Source organism: Thermoanaerobacter ethanolicus JW 200 (genome assembly GCF_003722315.1).
Classification (GTDB): domain Bacteria; phylum Bacillota; class Thermoanaerobacteria; order Thermoanaerobacterales; family Thermoanaerobacteraceae; genus Thermoanaerobacter; species Thermoanaerobacter ethanolicus.
In genome coordinates this window covers 1,262,218-1,286,488 of the sequence record NZ_CP033580.1, presented here as the reverse complement: position 1 = coordinate 1,286,488, position 24,271 = coordinate 1,262,218, and the positions used below count along the sequence as shown (strand labels likewise).

The following is a 24,271-nucleotide window of genomic DNA, read 5'->3' as shown; positions in this document are numbered from 1 at the left end:
AATTTACCTCTGCCTCACTTAGCATACATTTCTTCAAAAACTTTCCTCAGCTTTTCATTCTCTCTCAATTCTTGCAGAGTGATTTCTGCATGATCTTTTGTATAGCCATTTCCTATTATCATCGTGATATCTTTTCCTACGCCTTCTGCACCTAAAGCTGCTTTTGTGAAATTTGTCGCCATTGAGAAGAAATAGGCAATTCCTTCATCTCTTACAGGCAAAATAGTGGACATCTCTGTGTTTGGGATATTTACACAGTTTATAGCAATATCTACTTCTTTTCCTCCGTTTGCTTCTAGAGTTTTATTTAGAACCTCCACTGGTTTTTGCGCATCAGCGATTATAATCTCATGGCAAATGTCTAATTCCTCTAATTTTTTCTTTGCTTCTTCTCTTCTCACAACTCCTATAACTTTGCCAGTCGGTCCTACTCTTTTTTTAGCCTCATAACAGCAAAGCATTCCTGACTTCCCATTAGCTCCAAGCACTAAAACACTCTGACCTGGTTTTACAAGTTTTGCAGTTTGAGCAGGCGCTCCTGCTACATCTAAAGCAGCCAAAGCTAATGTTTCTTCCATGTCATCAGGAAGTTTAGCATAAATTCCGCTTTCAAAAAGTATTGCTTTGCCCTTTATTTCAACTCTGTCTATATCGAGTTTGACGGATAAAATCTCATCTATTCTAAGAGGAGTAAGTGTAAGAGAAACTAATGTCGCTATCTTATCCCCTATTTTTAAGTCCCTCTTGCCGAGTAGTGCATCTCCTATTTTTTCAACACGGCCTATAAGCATTCCCCCAGAGCCTGTAACGGGGTTTTGCATTTTTCCCCTTTCATTTACAATTTGAAAAATTTTTGCCTTGATTTTTTCCACATCTCCGCCAGCTTCTTCTTTAAGCTGTGTAAAACTTGCAGAATCTATATTCAACGCCATCACATCTATTAAAATTTCATTATCATAAATTGTATCCATATCGTTGGAAATCTTGTATGCCGCTTGTGGCAAAACCCCTTTTGGTTCAATTACGCGATGTGTTCCATATTTACATCCCATCATATATAACTCCTCCTACCTTCCTTTAAAATTAAACCTCCATGTATTTTACCCCTAATCCCAATATCTTTCTTGCCTCATCAGGGGTTGCAATTTCCTTTCCTAATTCTCTTGCAATCCTTACAACTTTTTCTACTAATTCTCCATTGGATTTAGCAAGGACTCCTTTAGAAATGTATACGTTATCTTCAAAACCAACTCTTACATGCCCACCAGTCAGTATAGCCATTGTGGCAACTGGAAATTCATATCTTCCTATCCCAGTTGCAGTAAAAGTGCTGCCTTCTGGAATACTTTCTTTTAAAAACAGGAAGTCTCTCATTTCGCCCGATATTCCACCGTTTACTCCCATCACAAAATTGAAATGCATAGGCGCTTTTATGTATCCTTTTTTGTGAAGCCTTATTGCTGTATCAATCATACCTTTGTCAAATACCTCAAGTTCAGGCTTTATTGACAACTCATTCATTTTAAGTGTAAACTCAATTATCATATTTTCAGTATTTACAAATATTTCATCTCCACCAAAATTTAAAGTACCACAATCTAAAGATGCCATTTCTGGCTGTAAATAAATAGGTTGAAGCCTTTCTTCACTGGTCATACCAACAGCTCCACCAGTTGAGGGCTGAATTATCACATCTGGACATCTCGCCTTTATGGCTTCGATACACTCTCTAAATCTCTCTTTGTCTTGTGTAGGTGTTCCATCATCATAACGGACGTGCAAATGAATAATGCTTGCCCCTGCGTTGTACGCTGATTCCGCTTCTCTTGCAATTTCTTCTACTGTATATGGTACATTTGGATTGTGTTTTTTTGTGACTTCTGCTCCACATATGGCAGCAGTTATTATCAATTTTTCCACTGCCTATCCCCCCATCTTTATTTCTTATACCTTTGCTTATCCTTTGGAACTACGCATGTACCACTGGCTCTACATACAACGATTGGTTTATCTAAAACTTCTGCCGCCGAATCGCTAATGTCAGGCCTTGCTGCTATCACCTTTTTGGCTTCAAACACCATTTTCCTCGAAGTATTGCCCACTTCTACTATTTCACCTGTAGCTTCTATAAAATCTCCTGCATACACTGGTGCGAGAAATTCAACATTGTCATAGGCTCTAAAAAGTCCTTCATCTCCATCATGCCGTATCAAAAGTTCTGTTGCAACATCCCCAAAAAGGTTTAAAATTCTTGCCCCATCAACAAGATTTCCACCATAGTGGGCATCGTGCATACTCATCCGCACTCTTATTATTGCCTTCAAACCAATCCCCCCTTTACTTTTTCTTTGTAAAAATAAAAGCACTGAAAGATTTTCAGTGCCTAAATAGCCTTTTTGACAAAGAAAAGCGCTATTTATGCAATGAAAATCTTTTCACTGCATAAATAGCGCTCCATGGGCCATCACCCATGACAGTGATGAGTTTTGTTCTCACCCCCAAGGATATACTCAAGAACAAGTATACCCTTTCGGCAGACAAACCTTCGCCACAAGTATTGGAGGTTCTTCTCCTTAACACCCTGTAGGTACCTGCTTGCCCGCTCCTCTATTTATGCTATTAAAAGCTATTAAGTTTTCAAAATTAATGTAAAGCTTATCATCTATAATATATTATATCACACCCAAAAAATTTTTGACAATACAATATCAAAAATTTTTATCGAGTAGGAGCTGAATAATTATTTTATTCAGCGTCCTCTCACACCACCGTACGTACCGTTCGGTATACGGCGGTTCATTAGGAATTGTGTACAATTAGATATCTTTGGGATAAACTCTTATAACCTATGCTTTCAAAGTATTTATTTGTAAGAGTCTTATTTAGGATTGGGCTATTGGATATTCTCCAGTAGCCTTTCCTTGTATTGGCGTATTCCCAGGCTTTTTGTTCTTCTACTCCTAGTTTTACTAAGTTATCATGCTTCGTTTTTATCTTCTTCCATTGTTTCCATATACATGCCCTTAGTCTTCGCCTTATCCATTCGTCAAGGGTTTTCATTATGCTTTTCGCGTCTGCTAATCCAAAATAGTTGACCCATCCTGTTGTTATTTGATTTAGTCTTTTTATTCTGTTTTCCATGCTTATTCCCTTGTTCCGATTGGTTATTTCTCTTACTTTTTCCTTAAACCTTTTGATGGATTTTTCATGGATTCTTATTCTTACTTCGTTTTCTTTTGTATAGAATGAAAATCCAAGAAATTTTCTTCTCCATGGTCTATCTACAGCACTTTTTGCTTCGTTGACTTTTAGTTTTAATTTGCTTTCTATGAACTTCTTTATGCTCTTCATTACTCTGTTTCCTGCAGACCTGCTTTTTACATATATGTTGCAGTCATCTGCATATCGGCAGAATTTATGCCCTCGTTTCTCAAGTTCTTTGTCTAGTTCGTCCAACATTATGTTTGCTAATAGGGGACTTAATGGTCCTCCTTGGGGTGTCCCTTCTTCTGTTGATACTTTGATTCCGTTTATCATTACTCCTGATTCTAGGTATCTTCGTATTAACTTTAGTACCCTTTTATCTCCTATCCGCTTTTCTAGTTTGGACATTATTATGTCGTGGTTTACTCTGTCAAAGAACTTTTCTAAGTCCATATCTACAACCCATGTGTATCCTTCATTTATGTATGCTTCTGCGGCTTTTATTGCGTCTTTTGCACTGCGTCCTGGTCTGAATCCATAACTGCTATCAGAAAATGTATGGTTGTAGACTTTATTCAGTATTTGGGCTATTGCTTGTTGTATTAGTCTGTCTAGTACTGTAGGTATTCCTAGTAGTCTTACTCCTCCATCTGGTTTGGGAATTTCTACTCTTCGCACTGGTTGTGGTTTGTATTTCCCCTCCAGCAGTTGTTGTTTTATGGTTGCCCAGTTTTCTTTGAGATACGGTAGAAGTTCATCTACTTCCATCCCATCGACTCCATGGCTTCCTTTATTTGCAACAACGCGCTTGTATGCTGCTCTCATGTTCCCTCGTTCTACTATCATTTCAAGCATCTTGCCGGTATATCTTTGTACCTCGTTTCTTCCATCTTCCGACGCCGATGATATACTATGCACTTCCGTTGTCTTTTGAAATTCCATTTCTCTATTCAACGGATAGCCTCTTTGTTGAGTTGTCTGCAGTCTCTGCATATCTTTCGAGTCCATAAGATTTCCAAAACCTCCTAACGTTCGGTCCTTCCTTATCTATTCATGTCTAGATAAGTACTATGACCTCTGCTGACTTCTCAAGGTTCAGCCATACATCACTGCATGGGTTGTCACTTCAGATTTTACTTCCATGACTTATCCTTGAGACCTCCCCGGGTAAGAACGATAACTTTCATCTCATCTATCTGCCAGATTTACTGTATGGGATTCGGGTAGTGTTGGACTTCGTTTTGTTACGCAAACTCATCCATCCCAATTCAGCCTCTTATCTGGTTCTTGTTCATCAGACCGAGATTTTGCCTTAAGCTTCCTTCAGATTCCACCTCACGATGGACACCCTTGCTCTTGGCTAGTGGTTCCCACTACCAAGCCCACAGCGGACTTTCACCGCCTAGTTATCGCCCATGCCGGGCGCACATCGAGTAGGAGCTGAATAATTATTTTATTCAGCGTCCTCTCACACCACCGTACGTACCGTTCGGTATACGGCGGTTCATTAGGAATTGTGTACAATTAGATATCTTTGGGATAAACTCTTATAACCTATGCTTTCAAAGTATTTATTTGTAAGAGTCTTATTTAGGATTGGGCTATTGGATATTCTCCAGTAGCCTTTCCTTGTATTGGCGTATTCCCAGGCTTTTTGTTCTTCTACTCCTAGTTTTACTAAGTTATCATGCTTCGTTTTTATCTTCTTCCATTGTTTCCATATACATGCCCTTAGTCTTCGCCTTATCCATTCGTCAAGGGTTTTCATTATGCTTTTCGCGTCTGCTAATCCAAAATAGTTGACCCATCCTGTTGTTATTTGATTTAGTCTTTTTATTCTGTTTTCCATGCTTATTCCCTTGTTCCGATTGGTTATTTCTCTTACTTTTTCCTTAAACCTTTTGATGGATTTTTCATGGATTCTTATTCTTACTTCGTTTTCTTTTGTATAGAATGAAAATCCAAGAAATTTTCTTCTCCATGGTCTATCTACAGCACTTTTGCTTCGTTGACTTTTAGTTTTAATTTGCTTTCTATGAATTTCTTTATGCTCTTCATTACTCTGTTTCCTGCAGACCTGCTTTTTACATATATGTTGCAGTCATCTGCATATCGGCAGAATTTATGCCCTCGTTTCTCAAGTTCTTTGTCTAGTTCGTCCAACATTATGTTTGCTAATAGGGGACTTAATGGCCCTCCTTGGGGTGTCCCTTCTTCTGTTGATACTTTGATTCCGTTTATCATTACTCCTGATTCTAGGTATCTTCGTATTAACTTTAGTACCCTTTTATCTCCTATCCGCTTTTCTAGTTTGGACATTATTATGTCGTGGTTTACTCTGTCAAAGAACTTTTCTAAGTCCATATCTACAACCCATGTGTATCCTTCATTTATGTATGCTTCTGCGGCTTTTATTGCGTCTTTTGCACTGCGTCCTGGTCTGAATCCATAACTGCTATCTGAAAATGTATGGTTGTAGACTTTATTTAGTATTTGGGCTATTGCTTGTTGTATTAGTCTGTCTAGTACTGTAGGTATTCCTAGTAGTCTTACTCCTCCATCTGGTTTGGGAATTTCTACTCTTCGCACTGGTTGTGGTTTGTATTTCCCCTCCAGCAGTTGTTGTTTTATGGTTGCCCAGTTTTCTTTGAGATACGGTAGAAGTTCATCTACTTCCATCCCATCGACTCCATGGCTTCCTTTATTTGCAACAACGCGCTTGTATGCTGCTTCCATGTTCCTTCGTTCTACTATCATTTCAAGCATCTTGCTGGTATATCTTTGTACTTCGTTTCTTCCATCTTCCGACGCCGATGATATACTATGCACTTCCGTTGTCTTTTGAAATTCCATTTCTCTATTCAACGGATAGCCTCTTGGTTGAGTTGTCTGCAGTCTCTGCATATCTTTCGAGTCCATAAGATTTCCAAAACCTCCTAACGTTCGGTCCTTCCTTATCTATTCATGTCTAGATAAGTACTATGACCTCTGCTGACTTCTCAAGGTTCAGCCATACATCACTGCATGGGTTGTCACTTCAGATTTTACTTCCATGACTTATCCTTGAGACCTCCCCGGGTAAGAACGATAACTTTCATCTCATATATCTGCCAGATTTACTGTATGGGATTCGGGTAGTGTTGGACTTCGTTTTGTTACGCAAACTCATCCACCCCAATTCAGCCTCTTATCTGGTTCTTGTTCATCAGACCGAGATTTTGCCTTAAGCTTCCTTCAGATTCCACCTCACGATGGACACCCTTGCTCTTGGCTAGTGGTTCCCACTACCAAGCCCACAGCGGACTTTCACCGCCTAGCTATCGCCCATGCCGGGCGCACGTAAAAAAGGGCTTTAACAAGTTAAAGCCCTAAAAAGTATTTGTAAAAGCTCAAATCATCTGTAAGTTCTGGATGAAATGCTGTAGCAAGTAAATTGTCCTGCTGTGCCGCAACAATTCTACCTTCATATTTTGCAAGTATCCTAACACCATCCCCTACACTCTCTATATACGGCGCTCTTATAAACACCGCTTCTATCTCATTTTCAGATACCGCTGGTATCATAAGCCGCGTCTTGAAACTGTCAATCTGACTTCCGTAAGCATTTCGTCTAACAGTAATATCCATTATTCCAAGGTGTATCCTCTCATCATTAACTATATGTTTAGCCATAAGTATCATGCCTGCACAAGTACCCCATATAGGAACTTTCCTCTCGTTTAACTTTAAAATGGCATCTTTAAGCCCAAAATCTACAAGTATTTTTCCTATTGCAGTGCTTTCGCCACCTGGAATAATGAGGGCATCGAGAGTTAAGATAGTGTCCCTGTCCTTTGCCTCTACCGCTTCAATTCCTTTTATAAGCTTTAATTTATCCATATGTTCCTTAACAGAGCCTTGAACTCCCAAAACTCCTACGCGCAAATTACCATCCCCTTGTTGCATATAAATCTTTTTCTTCCAGTTGCCTTATATCTATGCTGGCCATCGCTTCTCCTAGCCCTTCTGAAACTTCCGCAATTATTTCCGGCCTATCAAAATATGTTGTGGCTTTTACTATAGCAGCTGCCATTTTCTCAGGGTTTTGCGATTTAAATATTCCTGAACCCACAAAAATTCCATCTGCACCCAGTTGCATCATAAGTGCCGCGTCTGCCGGTGTAGCAATACCTCCCGCTGCGAAATTCACAACTGGAAGTCTTCCGTGTTGTGCAACATATTTTACAAGGTCATAGGGCGCCTGAAGTTCTTTTGCAGCAGCCATAAGTTCGTCTTCCCTTAAAGTTGTAAGCCTTTTTATTTCGGCATTTATCGTCCTCATATGCCTTACAGCCTCTACTACATTTCCAGTCCCTGCCTCTCCTTTTGTCCTTATCATTGAAGCTCCTTCTCCTATGCGCCTTAAAGCCTCTCCGAGGTTTCTCGCACCGCATACAAACGGCACTTTAAAATCCCATTTGTTTATATGGTACATCTCATCTGCAGGGGTTAAAACTTCGCTTTCATCAATAAAATCTATCCCGAGTGCCTCTAAAATCTGTGCTTCCACAAAATGCCCAATTCTAACTTTTGCCATAACAGGGATTGATACTGCTGCCTTTATCTCCTTTATTATTTTAGGGTCTGACATTCTTGCAACTCCGCCTCTTGCCCTAATATCAGCTGGAACCCTTTCAAGTGCCATGACAGCAACAGCACCTGCTTTTTCCGCAATAATTGCCTGTTCTGGTGTTGTCACATCCATGATGACACCACCTTTTAGCATTTGGGCTAAATTTTTATTTAGTTCATACTTTTCATTCATTGTTCTACTCCTCCTTACAATTGTATCGGTATTTTATATATCTTAATATCAATTGTATCTATTAAATCGAAACAAATCAATCATAACATTATAGATACAAAAAAGAATGCATAACGCATTCTTCAGTTTGTTGACAAAATTATCTTCTCTTAAGGAGGCATTTTGCATTGTTCGCTCCAGAGTTACAAAGCGACTAAACATAAGCTCGACCTCGGACTCCGGCAGGGTTTCGGGCACAATCGGCGTCCATGCCTCAGGTGCCCGCCTCCGCCGTCCTTGGCTTCGGCCCTGCCTCCGTTCCTTGGTCTTGCTAAGTTTAGTTGCCGCTTTGTAACAAGTCGCTTCACCTATGCAAAATGTCTCCTCTATATGAAAAAAAGAGGTTTGTCTACGGTCTAAAGAATGCATAATGCATTCTAATCTAAAAGTTCTCTATACAATTTCATTAAACTTTCATTTATATTGTTTAACTCACTTACAATAGGACTTAAATCTTTTGTTATATCTTTACTGTTTATTAACTCTTGAAGTTTATTCAATGCTTTGTCACTTCTTAATTTCATTTCTTCGATCTTGTTAGTAAGTTCAACGCTCAGCTTAACTTTATCTTCAGCTTCTGCAGTAAAAAGTTTATCTTCTTCAAAATTATATGTATCATATCGCGAGGGTATCAAAGTCTCTATGCCAAGTTGATTTTCAATCTTATCTGCTAGTTCTTCCTGTGCTTCATCTTCCCCGTGTACAATGAATATTTTCCTTGGCTTATCCGTAAATTGAGAAAGCCAATCTAATATACCCTTTTGGTCTGCATGCCCAGAAAAACTTTCAATATATTCTATTTCAGCTTTTACGCTAATATCCTCACCAAATATTTTGACATTTTTTTCTCCTTCCAAAAGTTTACGTCCTAAGGTCCCTTTTGCCTGATACCCCACAAACAAAACCGTGCATTCTGGTCTCCACAAATTGTGTTTTAAATGGTGTTTAATTCGCCCAGCTTCACACATCCCACTGGCTGATATGATTATGACAGGTGTTTTAATTTCATTTAGTGCTTTTGATTCTTCTACACTGTGGGTAAAGTGCAAATTAGGAAAGTCGAGGGGTAAATCTCCTCTTTTAATGTATTCTTGAGCTTCACTGTCCAAATATTCAGGATGTTTAGTAAAAACATCTGTTATAGAAGTTGCAAGTGGACTATCTACATAAACAGGTACGTTGTTTAAAAACTCTATTTCGTCTTTGTACAATTCTCTGTTTTTATGTAATTCATATAAAAGTTCTTGAGTCCTTCCGACAGCAAAAGAAGGTATTATGACATTTCCGCCTCTCTTTACGGTTTTTATGATAATCTCCATGAGTTTTTTTGCCCTATCTCCAATATCTTCATGAAGCCTATTGCCATATGTGGACTCACACAAAACATAATCCGCACTCTTAATCGGTGTAACTTCTTTTAAAAGAGGAATTTTTTTATTCCCCAAATCCCCTGAAAATACAATTTTAGTTTCTTTGCCTTTTTCATTTACCCAAACTTCGATTATAGATGAACCAAGCATATGTCCTGCATCATTAAATCGCACTTTTACATCTTGCGCTGGTTCAATTATTTCTCCATAATCTATTCCATAGAAAATGCTTAAAGAATCTTTCGCCTCATCAGCAGTATAAAGAGGTTCCCTCAAAGGCTTATCTGCCCTTTTCCTTTTTCTGTTTTTCCATTCACTTTCCATCTCTTGTATATGCCCACTGTCTGGAAGCATATACCTGCATAAATCCACGGTGGCTTTTGTAGCGTAAATCCTTTTTCTGTATCCCCTCTTGTACAAAAGAGGAATTCTTCCACTGTGGTCTATGTGAGCATGAGTTAAAAGCACAAAATCGATATCACCTACATCAAAAATAAATTCTTGATAGTTTAGCTCGTCTTCAACTTCTCCCCCTTGAAACATTCCGCAGTCAACAAGAAACTTAGTCTTTTCCGTCTCAACTAAATAGCATGAGCCTGTAACCTCTTTAGCAGCTCCCAAAAAACTTATTTTCACAATAACGTCTCCTTTCATATTAGGAATAATAATTTTCTTCGATCCATTTATTTATATAATGTATATATTTAACAAAATCATCCAAATGGTTCTTTAATATGTCAACAATCACCTTCTCATCAATTTTCATATAATCATGTACAAGTATATTTCTAAAAGAAACCATGTTAGAAATATTTTTGGCAAAATTTTCCGGCAAAATGTTTGATTTACCTAATAATAAAACCGTTTCTCTATAGGTATCGGGTTTTTCTAAACCAAGAGAAGAAATAATTATATTGGCTATATCAATAACACATTCTATAGATATTTGAATTCCTCTTTCTATTCCCCAATATTTGAGCATATCCTCTTTTATATTTTCTTTATTTACTTCTTGCGATACTTTTTTTAACAATATTAAATTTTTTTGTAACTCTTTTATTTTAGAATTTATTGTTTCTATTATACTTTTAGTCACTATTATCACCTACAACACTTTTTACCCATTCTTTAATAACATCCATCTGCACTTTTCTAAAATATTCCATGTCCATATATTCTCTTAGAGTTTTAACCTCAAATTCCACCTTTACATCTTCATTTTCTTCAAAAATAAGTTTGCCGTGCTTTATTACTTGATGCCTTAACACTGGATTTGCAGAATTTAATACTACCAAATCTATATCATCTCGTTTAAATATTGAAACCAAATCGCCAATTAAAGCAAGTTTGTCCATAGGATCATATCCATTCCCTAAAAGTACCGCAATATCAAGATCACTATTTTTTGTATTAGTGCCTTTACTATATGAGCCAAAAACATATATCAACTTTATGTCATATTTACCCTTTAAATATTGCAAATTTCTCTTAAATATTTCTTCCACTTCTTTTAAATCTCTCTGAACCACTACAGACACCTCTTTAAGAAGGCATACTTATTACCTTAATTTTACCACTCCCCCTTACCTTCTTCAATCAATTTTATATCATTTATAATATCATCTATTATAAGCTCCTGATACCCTGCTTTTTTTATTATTTTCATCTCTTTTGCCACATCAAAGAGTAAAGGTGATTCAATCTTATTTAGCTTACTAAGCCTTACATCATTTATGACTTCATTTGAAAGAGATTTTAAATAATCTTCTAGGCCGTACCTTAAAAAGTGAAACTTGTCTTTATACCTTCTGTACAATCTATCTGCTATCATAAGCCCCTCTGGGTCAAAATCTCCTGAGTAATATATCTCTGTCCCTTCTTTATAAAGCATGTCCAAGAGCAGGAGAGAAGAAAGTTTTGGCTGGCCATATGTGCATACAAGAGGAAATACTTTATTTGTAGCATCTATTAAAGATGTAAAAACTGAAGGATTCTCTACAACATACACTTTCTTAGAAGGGCTTATGACCCTCTCAATTTTACTCAAATTTAAAAGAGGAACTTGCAAGACTTGATTGCTTTCATAAGCAGCCTTAAATACTTGATTTTCCGTATCGCCCTCATATGCCAAAAGTCCTAAGAGTGTGACATAATTGGATATTTCATCTATCAAAATGCCAACGTTGTAATAAAGTTCTGATATTTCTTCACTTCCTTTTACTTCATTCAGCCCCATTAAAGTGCATAAAGCGTTTATAAACATACTTCCAGCTTCTGTATTTGAATCAAAATAGTGAGGATTACGTGCAATCTGGGAAGAAAACACCGGCAGTCTTTTCTTTTCCCCTTTATAAACAGGCAAATTGTTTATGGCATCGCATACGTATATTATATCTTTTTTTAATCCGGCCTTATCATTTAAATACCTCTGATTTACTGTCCTTACCCCTACAGCGGTTCCCTCATACAAACTTTTTAGCCAATCAATGCACTTACATTCCTGGTATTTAGAGAAGAGCTCTTTAAAGAACTCTTCTCTTTCTTTTGCAAATATTTCCATATCCTCTTTTTTGCTGGTGAGTTTTTCGCCAAAATAGTATTCCAGTATGTCTTTTAGCGTATACTCCTCAAATCGCGTATTTTTTAGCGACTCTTCAAACTTTGCCACATCAATGGATGCAGATTTTTTCGTCCTATAGTCTTTTTTAAAATGGTTTGTAAGTACTTCTTTTTCATCTTCCGTAAGATTATCAAGCTTTACAACGCCTCCAAGACGTCCTAAACTTCTGTACTTTTCCCGTATACCTTCAAAAATCCTCTTGTATCCCTTTTTTTCTTTAAAATATTTAAGTTCTTCTTTATTCATTTATAGCACCCACTTCTGTAGCGGCAACCTCCTCTTTTTCAGGAAGTATAAGATGCTTTACTTTTCCATCCCACAAATACTTCATGACCAATACAGCCTTTGCATTTTTTGGCCTTACAAGTTCATAAATTGAAAGCTTGGGAACAGTGTCATAATCTCCCCACAAAACCTGCGAATTCATTATATAATTAAATCTTAAATCCTCAATCAGTTTAAACATATCCCTTATGTTTGTGTCATCAACTCCTGCAAATGCTTCATCTAGAGATATTATGCGAGGTGCAGTCGGCGATGCTCCCTCATATCTTGAGTAAACCGCGGAAAATAAAGGTATATACATGGCCATCGCTTTTTCTCCGCCACTCAACTTATTAAAAGCATTATCAGTAAGCTCCTTGCGGCTTTCCCCTTCTTTTCTGTAGTAAAGCTTAAACTCAAACCAATCTCTGTAATCTAATATTTCTTTCATAATCTTGTGAAAAGTTTCTGTATTGTTTTTTTCCTCCATTGCCCTCCTGGCTCTTTCTACTTTTGACCTAAAATGATTTACGACTTTATCGAAGACTTCCTTTTTCAGCATATCAGCATCGGATTTTAAAATATCCACAAGCTCTTTTGTATCAAGTTCTTCTTCATTAGAAGCAGGAATGCTTCTCCACTCAATAGAGAACTTAAGTCCGCTGGAAGTATCCCTTTCAGACATAAGTTTGTTCATTTTCTTTACCCATTCTTCTGCTTTAAAAATCTTTGCTCTTATCTTAATTCCCACATTGTGCATTATAATCTCTTCAAAAAGAATCTTATCAGTCTCTCTTAAAAGGCTTTCATTCGCCATTATATCCTCTTCAATATTAGAATAAAGTGTATATAATGAAACGACTTTACCATTTATATTTGCCGTAATATTAAGTCTTCTCTGCTTACTCCTTACATCTTTTATTCTTTCATTGTCTCCCTCATAAACTTCATCAAAGATATTGCCAATTGAAAGCCCATATTCTAAAAGTTCGTTGCGAGTTTCAAAATACACATTTTGAAGTCTCTCTGTAAACTTTTCTCTGTCAAAGCCCGCCTTGTCAAAAAAGCCTTTGTATTCAGAAAGAATGCTTTTACTTAATTTTAACATATCCTCCATTTCAACGTCTTGCTTGACAAAGCCAAGTGCTAATTCCCTTTTTAAACCCTCTTCAACAATATTGTAAATTTTCTCTTTAAGATGAATCTCTTCTTCAATGTTTAAAAGGTCTTTTAAGCTTCTCTGTAGCCGCTCCTCAAGTTTTGCTTTTTCGGCTGATTTATTTGTAATCTCTTTAGGTATTTCCTCCAGCCTTTTTAGGCAAATCTCCAGTTCTTTTTCAATTTCTTCAAGTCCAAGTTCTTTTAATGTCTCTTTTAGCATCTCAATTTTCTTAACAGAACTCTGTATTTTGTTTTCCAGTACGTCTATTTCGTACTTTAAGTTATCAATATCGTATTCTAAATCTTGTTTTTGCTGCAATAACATTTCTTCGTTTGAAATGTGTAAAACATATTTGTTGTATAGTATTTCTACTTCATTAAGCCCTGAAGCGTATTCTTCCGCATATTCATACGCAGAAGAATAGGTATCAATATCTGGATGTATGTTTATGCCAGATGTCAATTCTCTTACAACAGCTTTCTTTTTCTGAAGGTCCTCAAAACAGTTTTTAACTGTGAAAAGCTGTTCATCCAGTTTATGAGAGGTGTATTCGTAATCAGCCTTTGCCGTTTTTAAATATCTATATGCTTCTTCAATATCTTCTTTCCCGGGAAATGCCGAATATTCGTAATCCAGCCTCTGTATCCTTAATTTTTTTGCATTTATTTCCTCATCGATTGCAGATATTTCAGCTTTTATAGCCTGTATTTCTTCTTGTATAGATTTAATAAGCTCTTCTCTGTAGCGCTTTCTAGACTCACTCCCGATGTACTTTGATTTAACTCCATCCCGTGCTTTCCCTTTTATTACTCCTATTCCATATGCGCCATTTGAATCGATATAGGTTGTCCCGCCTTCTTCTGATACAAATATATTGCTTAAAGCATCTGAAATATCTTCTGGTGAAACTCCTTCTTCATTGTCAACTACTCTAAAATATTGAGATACATTTAACATCATATTAAAGCTTCCAGGCATAACATATTTATCCGCCATATTGCTGTCCATTTGAAGAGCTTTTTCAAAATATTCTTTTGGCACGATAAGAGCATCCAAAAGCCCCATGTCTTCTATCGCAGCTTCTATATTGCCTCTTGTCTCTTCATCCACATCCTCTTTAAAATCAATCGCCATGTAAAGAGGAATGTAAGGAATTCCAGCTTCTTTAAGCCTTTTTCTGTTGTTTATGACTTGTTCATCTCTTTCAGGCTCAGGATCTTTTTTGTTTTTCCATTCCTCCAATAACTTTTCTTTCTCATGAAGCTGATTTTCTTTTGCCTCTCTTTGATTTTCTAATCTTAAAATTTCTTGCTGAATTCCATTTAGTATTTCCTCATAGGGTTTTCTCACAAAAGCCAAAATATCGTCAAATCCTTTATCCTCTCCATACGCCAGTATGACACGGCTTAAGCCTTCCAGTTGGCTACTTAAAAGCTTAAGTTCTGCATTGCCCTGCGACCAACTATAAACTCTTTCAACGTATTCTCTTTTTTGTTCGTCAAAAAGCCTTTCTGCCTCTTCCAACTTTTTAGCCCTGTCTTCTCTTTCTTTTTTAAGCCTTTCCTGCTCTTTAAGTGCGGCATCATACCTTTTATTTGCTTCTATTTCTTCTCTCAATGCATTGATGGCACGCTTTATTTTATCTTTATGCTTTTTTAATTCATTTTTCCAATAAGTAAAATCAAATTCTTTTCCATACACTTTTTTAAGTTCACTTACAGAAAACTCATGTTCCATGAAATCTATATCCTGTGCAATTGAAGATATATCCTCTAATTTATCCTGTAGTTCTTTATCAAGTTTGTATTTTTGTTCCTCCGTGTTTTTTATCTTTCTTTCTAAGCCATAATATTTATCTTGTTTATTCCGGAGTTCTTCTTCCTTTTTAGACTTATCCTCCAAGTACTGTTTATACCTATTCTCTTCTTCTAATAACTCCCTTTGGGTTCTTTTAGCATCACCACTTGAAAGCTGTTCTTCCTTTTTCTTTAAAGCTTCTCTTTCACTTTCAAGAGAAATGATGTCATTTCCTAAGTTTGCTATTGTACTTCTGTAATTTTCAATATCTTTAGTTAAATTATCGTATTCTTTTTTTGATGCGTATAAATCGCTGTATGCCTTTACTAAATCCCCAGCCTTTTCATAAAGAATGTATTTGTTATAGTTGTCGTACTCATTTTTAAGCTTTTTTACTGCAGCCATATTCCTGTAAAGAACATCAAGGTGCATCTTAATCTGGTCCATGTTTTCTATGGTTTCTGAAAGAGGCCTCAAATCATCATCTGTGAGAGAAGGCAGTGAAGCTTTCATAATTTCATATATCACAGTAGGCCTGAAGTCTTTGGAAAGCTTTGGACTTCTAAGCTGTACCAGCAGTTTTATGAGCTCGTCGTATTCCTCGATAGAACTAAAGCCAAAAATGTATTTATTGACCATTTCCATGTACTCTTTTTGGCTTTCAACTACTTCTCCGCCTTCACCTATTCTATTCTTAAGTTCTTTTTTGGTAAGTGGGACTTTTACTCTTTTGCCGTCATCGCCTATTTCCATTTTGTATAAAAAGAAGTCGATACCTATACGCCTGCCGTCAAGTATTACAAAGCCCCAAAAGTCCATATTTTGATGCCTTTTCGCCTTTAGTCCCATGCCTATTGTAATGTAGCTGTCTTTTTTCTCTTTTTTAAATTCCATGAAAAGATAGCCAGTTCTTTCATCAAGCCCACTTACCTCTTCTTCCCCAAGAAGATAGTCCTCAAGCTTTCTCGCCTTTGAGCCAAAGGGATCAAGTCTTTCAGGACTTTTGTTGCCATCTAATACTAAAGGTATGAAACTCTGCATTGTCACTGACTTTCCAGAACCATTAGCACCTCTTAAAAGAAGCCTTCCATCTGCAAACTCAAATATTTCATCATCATAATACCAAAAATTAAGAAGCCCAATCCTGTTAATCATCCATCTTTCGGCTAATTTTTCACTCATCTGCACCTTCTCCTTTTTCAAAATCTGGAGGATATTCCCCAATTAGCTTTGCCGCCATAGGCAGTATTTTAATAGAATGCAATTCCTCAACTCTTTTTATCATCTTAAAGCTTTCCATGTTTTCAATGACCTCTTCTATAAGCTGCTTTTCACTCATCTCCCTGTAAGACTTATACCAACCATCACTAAATCTTTCCTTTACTTTCAAAATAATATTTATAAATTCTGCTTCAGTTATATCTATAGTATCGTCAGGATTATAGGCGAGTTTTCCATCTTCAATCATTTGTCTTATAATTTTACTTGCCTGCAGCATTATATCAGATATGTTTTTGTTTTTGTCGGGAAAATAAGACCTTAAATATTTGTTGTCATTAAAGAGGACAAAAGCAGAAGTTTTGTGGAGGTGAAGTTTTGCATCAAGATACTCCTCTAAATCTTTCGCTATAGTATTTCTGTAATTTTTTATATACATGAAGTCTTGGTCATCAGGTCCTTCACTATACACAGAAGGTGAAAGAATAAGTTTTCGGTACGCCCTGTGCCTTCTCTGTATAACCGCATCTTTGGAGTTTGAAAGATTTAAGTCCTCCTGCAAAAAATCCTCGATCTTCATGTCTTCTGTAATTTCTCTGTTAAAAGACCTCAAAAAATACCTTGAAATACCTGTGTTTTCGTAAAGAACCTCAGTATCTTCACTTTCTGAAAACCTCTCATGGTCACCATCATCTATTTTAATTATGCCAATATCTACAGCAAAATTGAGCACCCGCACAAGTGACTTTCTGTGCTGAAAAAGCGTCCAATCTACTTTATCAGGTCCATCATACTGCGCCTCTATGTATTCCGTTATATTAGACAACACAAACTGGTCTTCTGGTCCTTTATCCTCCAAAAAAGCTAAGAGCAAACACAAAAATGCATAATCCATAGGCATTTGAAATGCATCTATCCCCATCCACTCTTCAACATCTGACGGCACTTTTTCTAACTTAATAATATATGGGTTTATAATCAATCTATATCCTAATTTTTCTTCAACAAAAGGTTTTATTTTATTCTCCGCATCCCGTATTTTGTTAAAATTTTCCCTGTCATCTCTCAATATCCAAAAATTTTCAAGAAGCATCTGAAGTTCTTCCATATTTTCACCTTCAATCCACAAACTCAATTACAATATCAGGCATATCAAGATTACCATCCGTGCATTTTAGTATTGCTCTCTCGCCATTCTTTGGCATATGAAGCCTGTATGTTCTTCCATCTTCTGTTTTTCCTGTAAAGCCATTTCTTGCTATCGCTTTTCCTATCCATTTAAGTATCGTTGCCCTCACAAAAGGTTTTACAACAGGTAAATCCTTTATCCTTATTCTATTGCCAACAATGCAACTTGCTATTATTTCATCTTCTATATTTTTCTGATTGAGATAGTCCATCAGCATCTCAGTCTTGTCAGCACTTTTATCAATAATCGCATTTGTCTTAACAGAATTACTGTAGCTCCTTGTTTTTGGCTTTATAATTACTTTAAAGGGCGGTTCTTCCCATACGCTCTGGTTTACACTTTCTGTCTTTCTTTCAAAATCACCTTTTATGTGCCTTGTGTAAAAGCAACCGAAAACCGCCGCAGATAAAAGGTGTGCTTCTTTTATACTACCTGCTTTTGCAAACATTTTAGAAAGTGCAATATATTCATTCTTTCTGCTGGCAGCTTTCATCCTGTTTTCTGCTATTCTCGCCGCATACATTGTTATTTTTCTGATTATTTCATTTGATATATTAAGAAGCCTTACTGCCTCGCTGTCTTCAAAATTATGACCTGTAAACCAAAAAGATATGTTATTCCACTTATCCATCAAATCCTCTTTTACTTCCTCTTCATTTAAAACTCTGTCGATTCTTGGAATACTCATTTCATATTGGCATAACTTATCTACAATGGAATTGACAACCTCCGGACTCACCTTTTTCAAAAAGCTCTCTATGGCAACAGAAAACCTCTGAAGGTCTTTTATAAAATCTCTTAAATATTCTATAAGTTTGTCTTTGTAAATTATAAACTGCTCTGACTTCATAAGTTCATCAGCGTTAGAGCTTTGAAGACTTGCAATGTAATCTGTCGCATTGTGATATATATTTTCAAAGTCGGTATTGAGGTCTTCCCACCATCTGTTTATTTCCTGTAAATCCTCTTTTTTCGCCATTTCATTTATCTTTATTAAATTGCGGTAAATCCTTTCAAATAAAGCCGGCTGTAGTGACCCACCATAACCGACGATGCTTTCCAGCCTTATGCTCATTCTTTCTATCTCAATAGAATATGGACTCAGCTGATACCTGAATTTTTTGTTTTTAAATTCGTCAATCGTAGAAGCTTTACTGGTATCTTGTGTCGCAATAAGGTTTTTCCATTCAGTAAGTGCTTTTAAGTCCTGCTCACATTTTTCCATTGTATAGTCAGCAAACATATCAAATTGACTTACATATTCATATATATCCTCTTTGTACAGCCAATATTTAAATTTCTGGTACTGCTCATAAAAATACCTCATGATAAGGCGATATCGCGAAGCATTTTCCGCAGACAAATACTTTACCTCTTCAATCGGTTTTATCACATTCAAATCAAGTTTATCTTCCATAACACTTCACCTTGCATTTATATTTCATATATATTGTAAACTTAATACTCCCTCATTTCAATTTATTTTTTGACCTTTTGAAACAAAAATCCTTATCACTTCCCAAATTTTATGGAAATAATAAGGATTTAAAAAATCTTCTCATCATTTTCACTTTTAAGCATTCCATTTTTAAAAAGTGCTCCCATTATAACCCCAATTCTGTCCCTCTATTTCTTGGATAACTATATAAATACTGTCTTTTCCATAGCCCAAAACCTTATTTAAAACATCACAAATCCTTTTTGATATTTCTTCCTTTTGTCCCCTTTGAAGTTTGCCAACAAGCTTTATCTCAACAATGCCACCCTCTTCAAGAGGTTGACCTTGGAAAAATATATCCTCTTCTTCAGTAAATCTCACCATAAGCCAATTTTCACTTTTTCCTGCAACTTCATACATCACATCGGCAAGTTCTTTCTTTAAAATTTCTTTCTTTTCTGATGCAATCTTTTCTTTTGTAATTAAATTTGCAATTGGCATAAATCTCACTCCTTTCCAATAATAGACCATTATAAATGTTTTTTAAATTCCTTCAATGATATTCCTGCCTGTTCGAGAATACTCTTTAACGTTCCTTTAGCTATCTCATAATGTAACGGTACAATAACTACTTTACCATCTGGGTTCTTAAGCTTTATATGACTACCTTTTTGAGAAACCTTCTCAAATCCAAATTCTTTTAGTGCTCTCAAAATTTTGTCTGGCGGCAGAACTGGATATTTCGATCCCATTATATTGTTACCTCCACTGCTGTTATAAATAGCGGTTTCTCTTCCAGGTCAAGCTCTCCATTTTCATAATACAACTCTAATGCTTCTTTTAGATTATCTAATGCCTCCTCTATAGTTTTCCCCTGAGATGCAACATTGTTTTCAATACACTTTGCTACATACCAATTTTCTTCTTTTTGAATAACCACAGTAAACTTAACTTTCATACTATCACCCCACCAAAATTCTTATTTTAACACAATTAGTATTATTTACCTTACCCACATCCACTACCCTATTTCCCTCCCCTCTTTCTCTATTTCCTTTAACAAAGCCTCCGTAGCATCCCGTTGTGTAACTATACTCACTTTATAAGGCCTTGCAATATTCTCTATCTCAACAAACATTGTCCAGTAGTTAAACTTATCATCATCCCAATCATCTACAAAAATATCAATATCTGAAAATTCCCAAAAATCAAATCCCCTTGCCAGTGATCCATACAAGACAACTTTACTCACATTATATTTTTCTTTCAAAAATTTAGCAATCTTATACGCTTTATCTAATGCATCCTTTTTTCGTATTTCTAGCATTTCTTTCTCTTTTTTACTCTTTAACCGCCAATTTTCACGTATTTTCTTTTTCTCTTCATCAGTGATACTCATCTTCCTCACCACACAAAATTCTTTACATATATTCTACCATTTTATAGCATTTATATCAATCATCCAACAAAACTTTGCAAAGCACTAGTATACCTCAATTTTTTAATAAAAAAATCAAGGGTATCTCACCGGTCCCCTCTCATAATTTATCATCATTTTCTTATTTTCTTAAATAAATATCTCTACTTTACAAATCATACATTTCTTTTAAGAAACTTCTTAGCTCAACAATCTTTATCCATCTATAAGGATTTAATACAAGCAAATCATCATCACCAGTTATTATATAGTCCGCATTTCCATATACAGCTTCTTCAAGAATCATATTGTCTTTTTCATCTCTACAATCTGTGATTTTTTGATATATAACAGGCTCAACTATTTTCAAAGAAAGCAATTCAATAAGTGCATCAATTTCTGACTTAGAAACATACTTTTTAAACTTAGGTCGATTCAATACTTCTTTTATTTCTAGCAATTGTTCAGCTGACATTATGAGTATATATTCGTCGTTAAAAATTTCTTTCATTAAAAATTTTGCATTTTTACTTCCTAGAAAAGCACTAATAAAAATATTTGTATCAATAACTACTTTAATTTTTTTCATATCTTTTCCCTCTAATATACTCTACTTCTTCAGTTATTTCTTCTAATGATATGGGGTATTTTTCGGCTCTTTCATTAGTTTTTTCTAATATATCAAGCAATTTGCTGTTTATCTCGTTTTGCATTTTTTTATAAATGATTTTTTTCTCTGCAAATGATAAATTATCTATCAGATTGAGTATTTCATTCAAATTTGATTTCATTATCACTCACCTCAGCTTTCACTTCAATTAAACTTTCTTAAACAAAATATTTATATCTTTACATTTTAATTTTAACATTTAATTAAAAAAGTATCAATCACCCAACAAAGCTCATAAGAAGCATCACATTTAAAACCGTCACTATAATTCCTATAGTCCACAACAATACTTTATAAAGCAATGTATTTGCAAACTTACCCATGATCTTCTTTGAAGAAGTCAAATAAATGAGCAAAAAAATTGTAATTGGAAGCTGTACACTTAAAAACATCTGCGAATAAACCAGTCCTTGAAAGGGGCTTTTTACAAAGAATATTATTAGCACTGCAAAAATATATGTAATTCCTACGCCAACTTTTGTATGTGCATCGTGTATATCATAAGGTTCTCCATATATCCCCGCAAAAATACTTCCACCTGCCATACCTGCTGTTATAGATGAAGAAATTCCTGCAAAAAGAAGAGCCAAAGCAAAAACCACTGCTGATGCATTTCCCAAAAGAGGTTTTAACATCTGCTGTGCCTGATTAAGCTCCGTTACAGTTACATTATTGGTAAAAAAAGCCGATGCTGCAACAATAATCATAGCACTGTTTATTCCCCAACCTATTATCATAGAAAAGATAGTATCAAAATACTCATAATTAAGCTGTTTCACTATGACTTTCTCATCTTCTAAATTCCACTGCCTGCTTTGTATTATCTCCGAGTGCAAAAACAAATTGTGGGGCATAACAACAGCACCAAGCACACTCATAATTATAGGCATAGAACCTGCTGGAAATTCTGGTTTCACCCAGCTTGAAGCTACCTCTGTCCATTTCACATCAACTAGCGAAAGCTCAAATATAAAAGAAATGCCAATAAGAGATACAAAACCTATAATCCATTTTTCCAACTTTTTATAGGAATTTGTATAAAGCATCCATGAAACAAAAACAAGAGTAATCAAACTCCCTATCTTTATAGGTATCCTAAAAAGCATTTGAAGAGCTATCGCGGCACCTAAAATTTCTGCCATCGCCGTCAAAATCGCCGCAAAGACAGCTGAAATAAGAACTAACCTCGAAGTAAAAGGCTTTAAAAACTTAGTTGCAGCTTCAGACATGCAATAACCTGTAACTATACCCAGATGTGCAGCATTATGTTGAAGTATAATGAGCATGATAGTAGATAAAGTCACCATCCATAAAAGCTTATAACCGTAAGACGACCCTGCATCAACATTAGAAGCCCAATTTCCCGGGTCAATAAAGCCAACAGTAACCAGTAACCCAGGACCTATGTATTTGATAAAATCTAAAGCCATAAGTTTAGGGCGATGTTTGCCTTTAAATAAATTTTTGACTTTTGTAATCATTTGTTCACCTCATTTTAAAATTTTAATCTGCGCCTTTTACAACTGCAAGAGGCACAAATCGAGCAGCAGGTATAGTAATTTCTCTTTTCTCAAGAACAGACACAACCTCTTCTACGTCTTTGTAAGCAAGTGGCGACTCATCAGCGATATCTTTATAAGACCGAACATTGTATATTACATCCCCCATAGCCTTTTCAAATTCCTCTTTACTGATTTTTTTAGCCTTATTTCGTGAAAGCCTTCGTCCTGCTCCGTGATTCACAGAATAAAAGGTCTCTGCCGCTTTTTCTGTGCCAACCACCACATAAGAACCTGTACCCATACTGCCGGGAATAAGAGCAGGATGTCCTGATTCTTTGTAAAAAGAAGGATTTTGAGGATGCCCTGATGGTAAAGCCCTTGTGGCTCCTTTTCTGTGAACAAGAAGTTTCTTACCGCCATGTACTTCCCACTTAGCAATATTGTGAGCAACGTCATACACAAGTTGGAACCCCATAGACTCCTCAGACTTTTTCAAAACATCCTCAAAAGCCCTTATCACATCAAACATGATTATCTGCCTGTTTGAAAAAGCAAAGTTCACTGCAGCTGCCATCGCTTTATAATACGCTTTGCCCTCTTTTGAATCAATAGGAGCCGCTGCAAGCCCTTTTTCAGGTACCTCAATTCCATATTTCTTTGCCGCTACCCATAAAATCTTTGTATAATCTGTAGCAATCTGGTGCCCAAACCCTCTGCTTCCCGTGTGAATCATAATGACAATTTGCCCTTTAAAAAGCCCAAATTGTCTTGCCAATTTTTCATCCAAAATAGAATCAACTCGCTGAATCTCTATGAAATGATTGCCTCCTCCTAAAGTGCCAAGTTGTTCTTCGCCTCTTTCCTGTGCTTCCTTTGATACCGCAGAAAGATCAGCTCCTTCAAGCTTTCCTCCCTCTTCAATATACTCCAAATCAGATTTTTTGCCAAAACCCGCTTTAATCACGGCTTCTACCCCACTGTGCACTACATCATCAAAAATTACCCGTGTAATACCCTTGTGTTTTCCCTTTTTCCCTATGCCTGTTGGAACATAATACTCAATCCGTTCTATAAGTTTACTTAAAAGCTCTTTATTAAAATACGTTGCTTCAAGGTTAGTTCTTAAAAGCCTTACACCACAATTAATATCATACCCTACCGCTCCAGCTGAAATGACCCCTTTTTCCTCTATTGCCATAACTCCTCCTATGGGAAGCCCAAAGCCCTCGTGAATATCTGGCATACCTATAACAGGTTCCTCAACTCCGGGAAGACTAGCAGCATTGACAAGCTGCCTTAAAGACTGGTCTTCATGCAAAAATTCTTTTAACGCATCATTCACATAAATAACAGCATCCACTTTCATTTTCCCAAACTTAGGAATTCGCCATCGATTAATCCCATCTTTTAGAACTGTATACCCCTGTATAACTTCTACCCCATAGGGAGTCACTCCCTTCTTCTCATTATTCCCCTACAATTAACGAATAGTAACATATTATCATCTATATTACAATCTTTCTCAATTGTCCTGCCATTTCCTTCTTAATTTCATTATATCACACTTTACTTCACTT

21 protein-coding genes, 1 pseudogene and 1 riboswitch are annotated in these 24,271 nt (G+C 36.2%); all 22 genes and pseudogenes read right to left on the bottom strand.

The window, feature by feature from the left end:
- Positions 1 to 14: 14 nt before the first annotated feature.
- The 22 genes and pseudogenes from kdd to EB239_RS06200 all read right to left on the bottom strand — a co-directional run bounded on the left by kdd (position 15) and on the right by EB239_RS06200 (position 24,147).
- Positions 15 to 1,055, bottom strand: a complete 1,041-nt coding sequence (kdd, locus tag EB239_RS06315; protein WP_003871038.1) for an L-erythro-3,5-diaminohexanoate dehydrogenase — start codon at positions 1,053 to 1,055, stop codon at positions 15 to 17.
- Positions 1,056 to 1,083: 28 nt separating this feature from the next.
- Positions 1,084 to 1,920 (bottom strand): 3-keto-5-aminohexanoate cleavage enzyme, encoded by an 837-nt coding sequence (kce, locus tag EB239_RS06310; protein WP_003871037.1) that lies wholly within the window; start codon positions 1,918 to 1,920, stop codon positions 1,084 to 1,086.
- Positions 1,921 to 1,937: 17 nt separating this feature from the next.
- Complete coding sequence (gene kal, locus EB239_RS06305) at positions 1,938 to 2,324, bottom strand: 3-aminobutyryl-CoA ammonia lyase (protein WP_003871036.1); 387 nt, start codon at positions 2,322 to 2,324, stop codon at positions 1,938 to 1,940.
- A 115-nt stretch (positions 2,325 to 2,439) separates the two neighbouring features.
- Positions 2,440 to 2,618: riboswitch (Lysine riboswitch) on the bottom strand.
- A 181-nt stretch (positions 2,619 to 2,799) separates the two neighbouring features.
- Positions 2,800 to 4,212, bottom strand: coding sequence for a group II intron reverse transcriptase/maturase (ltrA, locus tag EB239_RS06300; protein ID WP_129545112.1), 1,413 nt, complete (start codon positions 4,210 to 4,212; stop codon positions 2,800 to 2,802).
- A gap of 499 nt (positions 4,213 to 4,711) precedes the next feature.
- Positions 4,712 to 6,123, bottom strand: a pseudogene (ltrA, locus tag EB239_RS06290) (group II intron reverse transcriptase/maturase).
- Positions 6,124 to 6,564: 441 nt separating this feature from the next.
- Positions 6,565 to 7,128, bottom strand: a complete 564-nt coding sequence (gene pdxT, locus EB239_RS06280) for a pyridoxal 5'-phosphate synthase glutaminase subunit PdxT (RefSeq protein WP_208638273.1) — start codon at positions 7,126 to 7,128, stop codon at positions 6,565 to 6,567.
- Between the two features lies 1 nt (position 7,129).
- Positions 7,130 to 8,008: a pyridoxal 5'-phosphate synthase lyase subunit PdxS gene (pdxS, locus tag EB239_RS06275; protein WP_003871032.1), complete on the bottom strand. Its 879-nt coding sequence runs from the start codon at positions 8,006 to 8,008 to the stop codon at positions 7,130 to 7,132.
- Between the two features lie 416 nt (positions 8,009 to 8,424).
- Complete coding sequence (locus tag EB239_RS06270) at positions 8,425 to 10,053, bottom strand: MBL fold metallo-hydrolase RNA specificity domain-containing protein (RefSeq protein WP_003871031.1); 1,629 nt, start codon at positions 10,051 to 10,053, stop codon at positions 8,425 to 8,427.
- A 19-nt stretch (positions 10,054 to 10,072) separates the two neighbouring features.
- A complete protein-coding gene (gene hepT, locus EB239_RS06265) occupies positions 10,073 to 10,522 on the bottom strand; it encodes a type VII toxin-antitoxin system HepT family RNase toxin (protein WP_318261453.1) in 450 nt (149 codons plus the stop codon).
- On the bottom strand, positions 10,506 to 10,946 hold the full coding sequence (gene mntA, locus EB239_RS06260; protein WP_003871029.1) for a type VII toxin-antitoxin system MntA family adenylyltransferase antitoxin: 441 nt from the start codon (positions 10,944 to 10,946) through the stop codon (positions 10,506 to 10,508). The genes hepT and mntA overlap by 17 nt, the downstream gene beginning before the upstream one ends.
- 41 nt (positions 10,947 to 10,987) lie before the next feature.
- On the bottom strand, positions 10,988 to 12,283 hold the full coding sequence (locus EB239_RS06255) for a TIGR02679 family protein (RefSeq protein WP_003871028.1): 1,296 nt from the start codon (positions 12,281 to 12,283) through the stop codon (positions 10,988 to 10,990).
- The gene (locus EB239_RS06250) at positions 12,276 to 16,442 is read right to left on the bottom strand and encodes a TIGR02680 family protein (protein WP_003871027.1); all 4,167 of its coding nucleotides are present in this window, start codon (positions 16,440 to 16,442) and stop codon (positions 12,276 to 12,278) included. Before EB239_RS06250 ends, EB239_RS06255 begins: the two co-directional genes overlap by 8 nt.
- Positions 16,435 to 17,586, bottom strand: coding sequence for a TIGR02678 family protein (locus EB239_RS06245; RefSeq protein ID WP_003871026.1), 1,152 nt, complete (start codon positions 17,584 to 17,586; stop codon positions 16,435 to 16,437). The genes EB239_RS06250 and EB239_RS06245 overlap by 8 nt, the downstream gene beginning before the upstream one ends.
- Positions 17,587 to 17,596: 10 nt before the next feature.
- Positions 17,597 to 19,084, bottom strand: coding sequence for a TIGR02677 family protein (locus EB239_RS06240; protein WP_003871025.1), 1,488 nt, complete (start codon positions 19,082 to 19,084; stop codon positions 17,597 to 17,599).
- Between the two features lie 171 nt (positions 19,085 to 19,255).
- Positions 19,256 to 19,606: a phenylpyruvate tautomerase MIF-related protein gene (locus EB239_RS06235; RefSeq protein WP_003871024.1), complete on the bottom strand. Its 351-nt coding sequence runs from the start codon at positions 19,604 to 19,606 to the stop codon at positions 19,256 to 19,258.
- A gap of 29 nt (positions 19,607 to 19,635) precedes the next feature.
- Entirely contained in the window at positions 19,636 to 19,857 is a 222-nt protein-coding gene (locus EB239_RS06230) for a type II toxin-antitoxin system HicA family toxin (protein WP_003871023.1), read from the bottom strand.
- Entirely contained in the window at positions 19,857 to 20,063 is a 207-nt protein-coding gene (locus tag EB239_RS06225; RefSeq protein WP_003871022.1) for a type II toxin-antitoxin system HicB family antitoxin, read from the bottom strand. The genes EB239_RS06230 and EB239_RS06225 overlap by 1 nt, the downstream gene beginning before the upstream one ends.
- 63 nt (positions 20,064 to 20,126) lie before the next feature.
- Positions 20,127 to 20,504, bottom strand: coding sequence for a nucleotidyltransferase family protein (locus EB239_RS06220; RefSeq protein WP_003871021.1), 378 nt, complete (start codon positions 20,502 to 20,504; stop codon positions 20,127 to 20,129).
- Positions 20,505 to 20,691: 187 nt separating this feature from the next.
- Entirely contained in the window at positions 20,692 to 21,111 is a 420-nt protein-coding gene (locus EB239_RS06215; protein WP_003871020.1) for a putative toxin-antitoxin system toxin component, PIN family, read from the bottom strand.
- Complete coding sequence (locus tag EB239_RS06210; RefSeq protein WP_003871019.1) at positions 21,098 to 21,313, bottom strand: hypothetical protein; 216 nt, start codon at positions 21,311 to 21,313, stop codon at positions 21,098 to 21,100. The genes EB239_RS06215 and EB239_RS06210 overlap by 14 nt, the downstream gene beginning before the upstream one ends.
- A gap of 97 nt (positions 21,314 to 21,410) precedes the next feature.
- Positions 21,411 to 22,673: an Nramp family divalent metal transporter gene (locus tag EB239_RS06205; protein WP_003871018.1), complete on the bottom strand. Its 1,263-nt coding sequence runs from the start codon at positions 22,671 to 22,673 to the stop codon at positions 21,411 to 21,413.
- A gap of 22 nt (positions 22,674 to 22,695) precedes the next feature.
- Complete coding sequence (locus tag EB239_RS06200) at positions 22,696 to 24,147, bottom strand: RtcB family protein (RefSeq protein ID WP_003871017.1); 1,452 nt, start codon at positions 24,145 to 24,147, stop codon at positions 22,696 to 22,698.
- Between the last annotated feature and the right edge of the window lie 124 nt (positions 24,148 to 24,271).

Excerpts from the sequence above, each read along its gene's own strand:
- kdd (WP_003871038.1), bottom strand. The coding sequence starts at position 1,055 with ATGATGGGATGTAAATATGGAACACATCGCGTAATTGAACCAAAAGGG.
- ltrA (WP_129545112.1), bottom strand. The coding sequence starts at position 4,212 with ATGGACTCGAAAGATATGCAGAGACTGCAGACAACTCAACAAAGAGGC.
- pdxS (WP_003871032.1), bottom strand. The coding sequence starts at position 8,008 with ATGAATGAAAAGTATGAACTAAATAAAAATTTAGCCCAAATGCTAAAA.
- EB239_RS06255 (WP_003871028.1), bottom strand. The coding sequence starts at position 12,283 with ATGAATAAAGAAGAACTTAAATATTTTAAAGAAAAAAAGGGATACAAG.
- EB239_RS06250 (WP_003871027.1), bottom strand. The coding sequence starts at position 16,442 with ATGAGTGAAAAATTAGCCGAAAGATGGATGATTAACAGGATTGGGCTT.
- EB239_RS06245 (WP_003871026.1), bottom strand. The coding sequence starts at position 17,586 with ATGGAAGAACTTCAGATGCTTCTTGAAAATTTTTGGATATTGAGAGAT.
- EB239_RS06240 (WP_003871025.1), bottom strand. The coding sequence starts at position 19,084 with ATGGAAGATAAACTTGATTTGAATGTGATAAAACCGATTGAAGAGGTA.
- EB239_RS06235 (WP_003871024.1), bottom strand. The coding sequence starts at position 19,606 with ATGCCAATTGCAAATTTAATTACAAAAGAAAAGATTGCATCAGAAAAG.
- EB239_RS06230 (WP_003871023.1), bottom strand. The coding sequence starts at position 19,857 with ATGGGATCGAAATATCCAGTTCTGCCGCCAGACAAAATTTTGAGAGCA.
- EB239_RS06225 (WP_003871022.1), bottom strand. The coding sequence starts at position 20,063 with ATGAAAGTTAAGTTTACTGTGGTTATTCAAAAAGAAGAAAATTGGTAT.
- EB239_RS06220 (WP_003871021.1), bottom strand. The coding sequence starts at position 20,504 with ATGAGTATCACTGATGAAGAGAAAAAGAAAATACGTGAAAATTGGCGG.
- EB239_RS06215 (WP_003871020.1), bottom strand. The coding sequence starts at position 21,111 with ATGAAAAAAATTAAAGTAGTTATTGATACAAATATTTTTATTAGTGCT.
- EB239_RS06210 (WP_003871019.1), bottom strand. The coding sequence starts at position 21,313 with ATGAAATCAAATTTGAATGAAATACTCAATCTGATAGATAATTTATCA.
- EB239_RS06205 (WP_003871018.1), bottom strand. The coding sequence starts at position 22,673 with ATGATTACAAAAGTCAAAAATTTATTTAAAGGCAAACATCGCCCTAAA.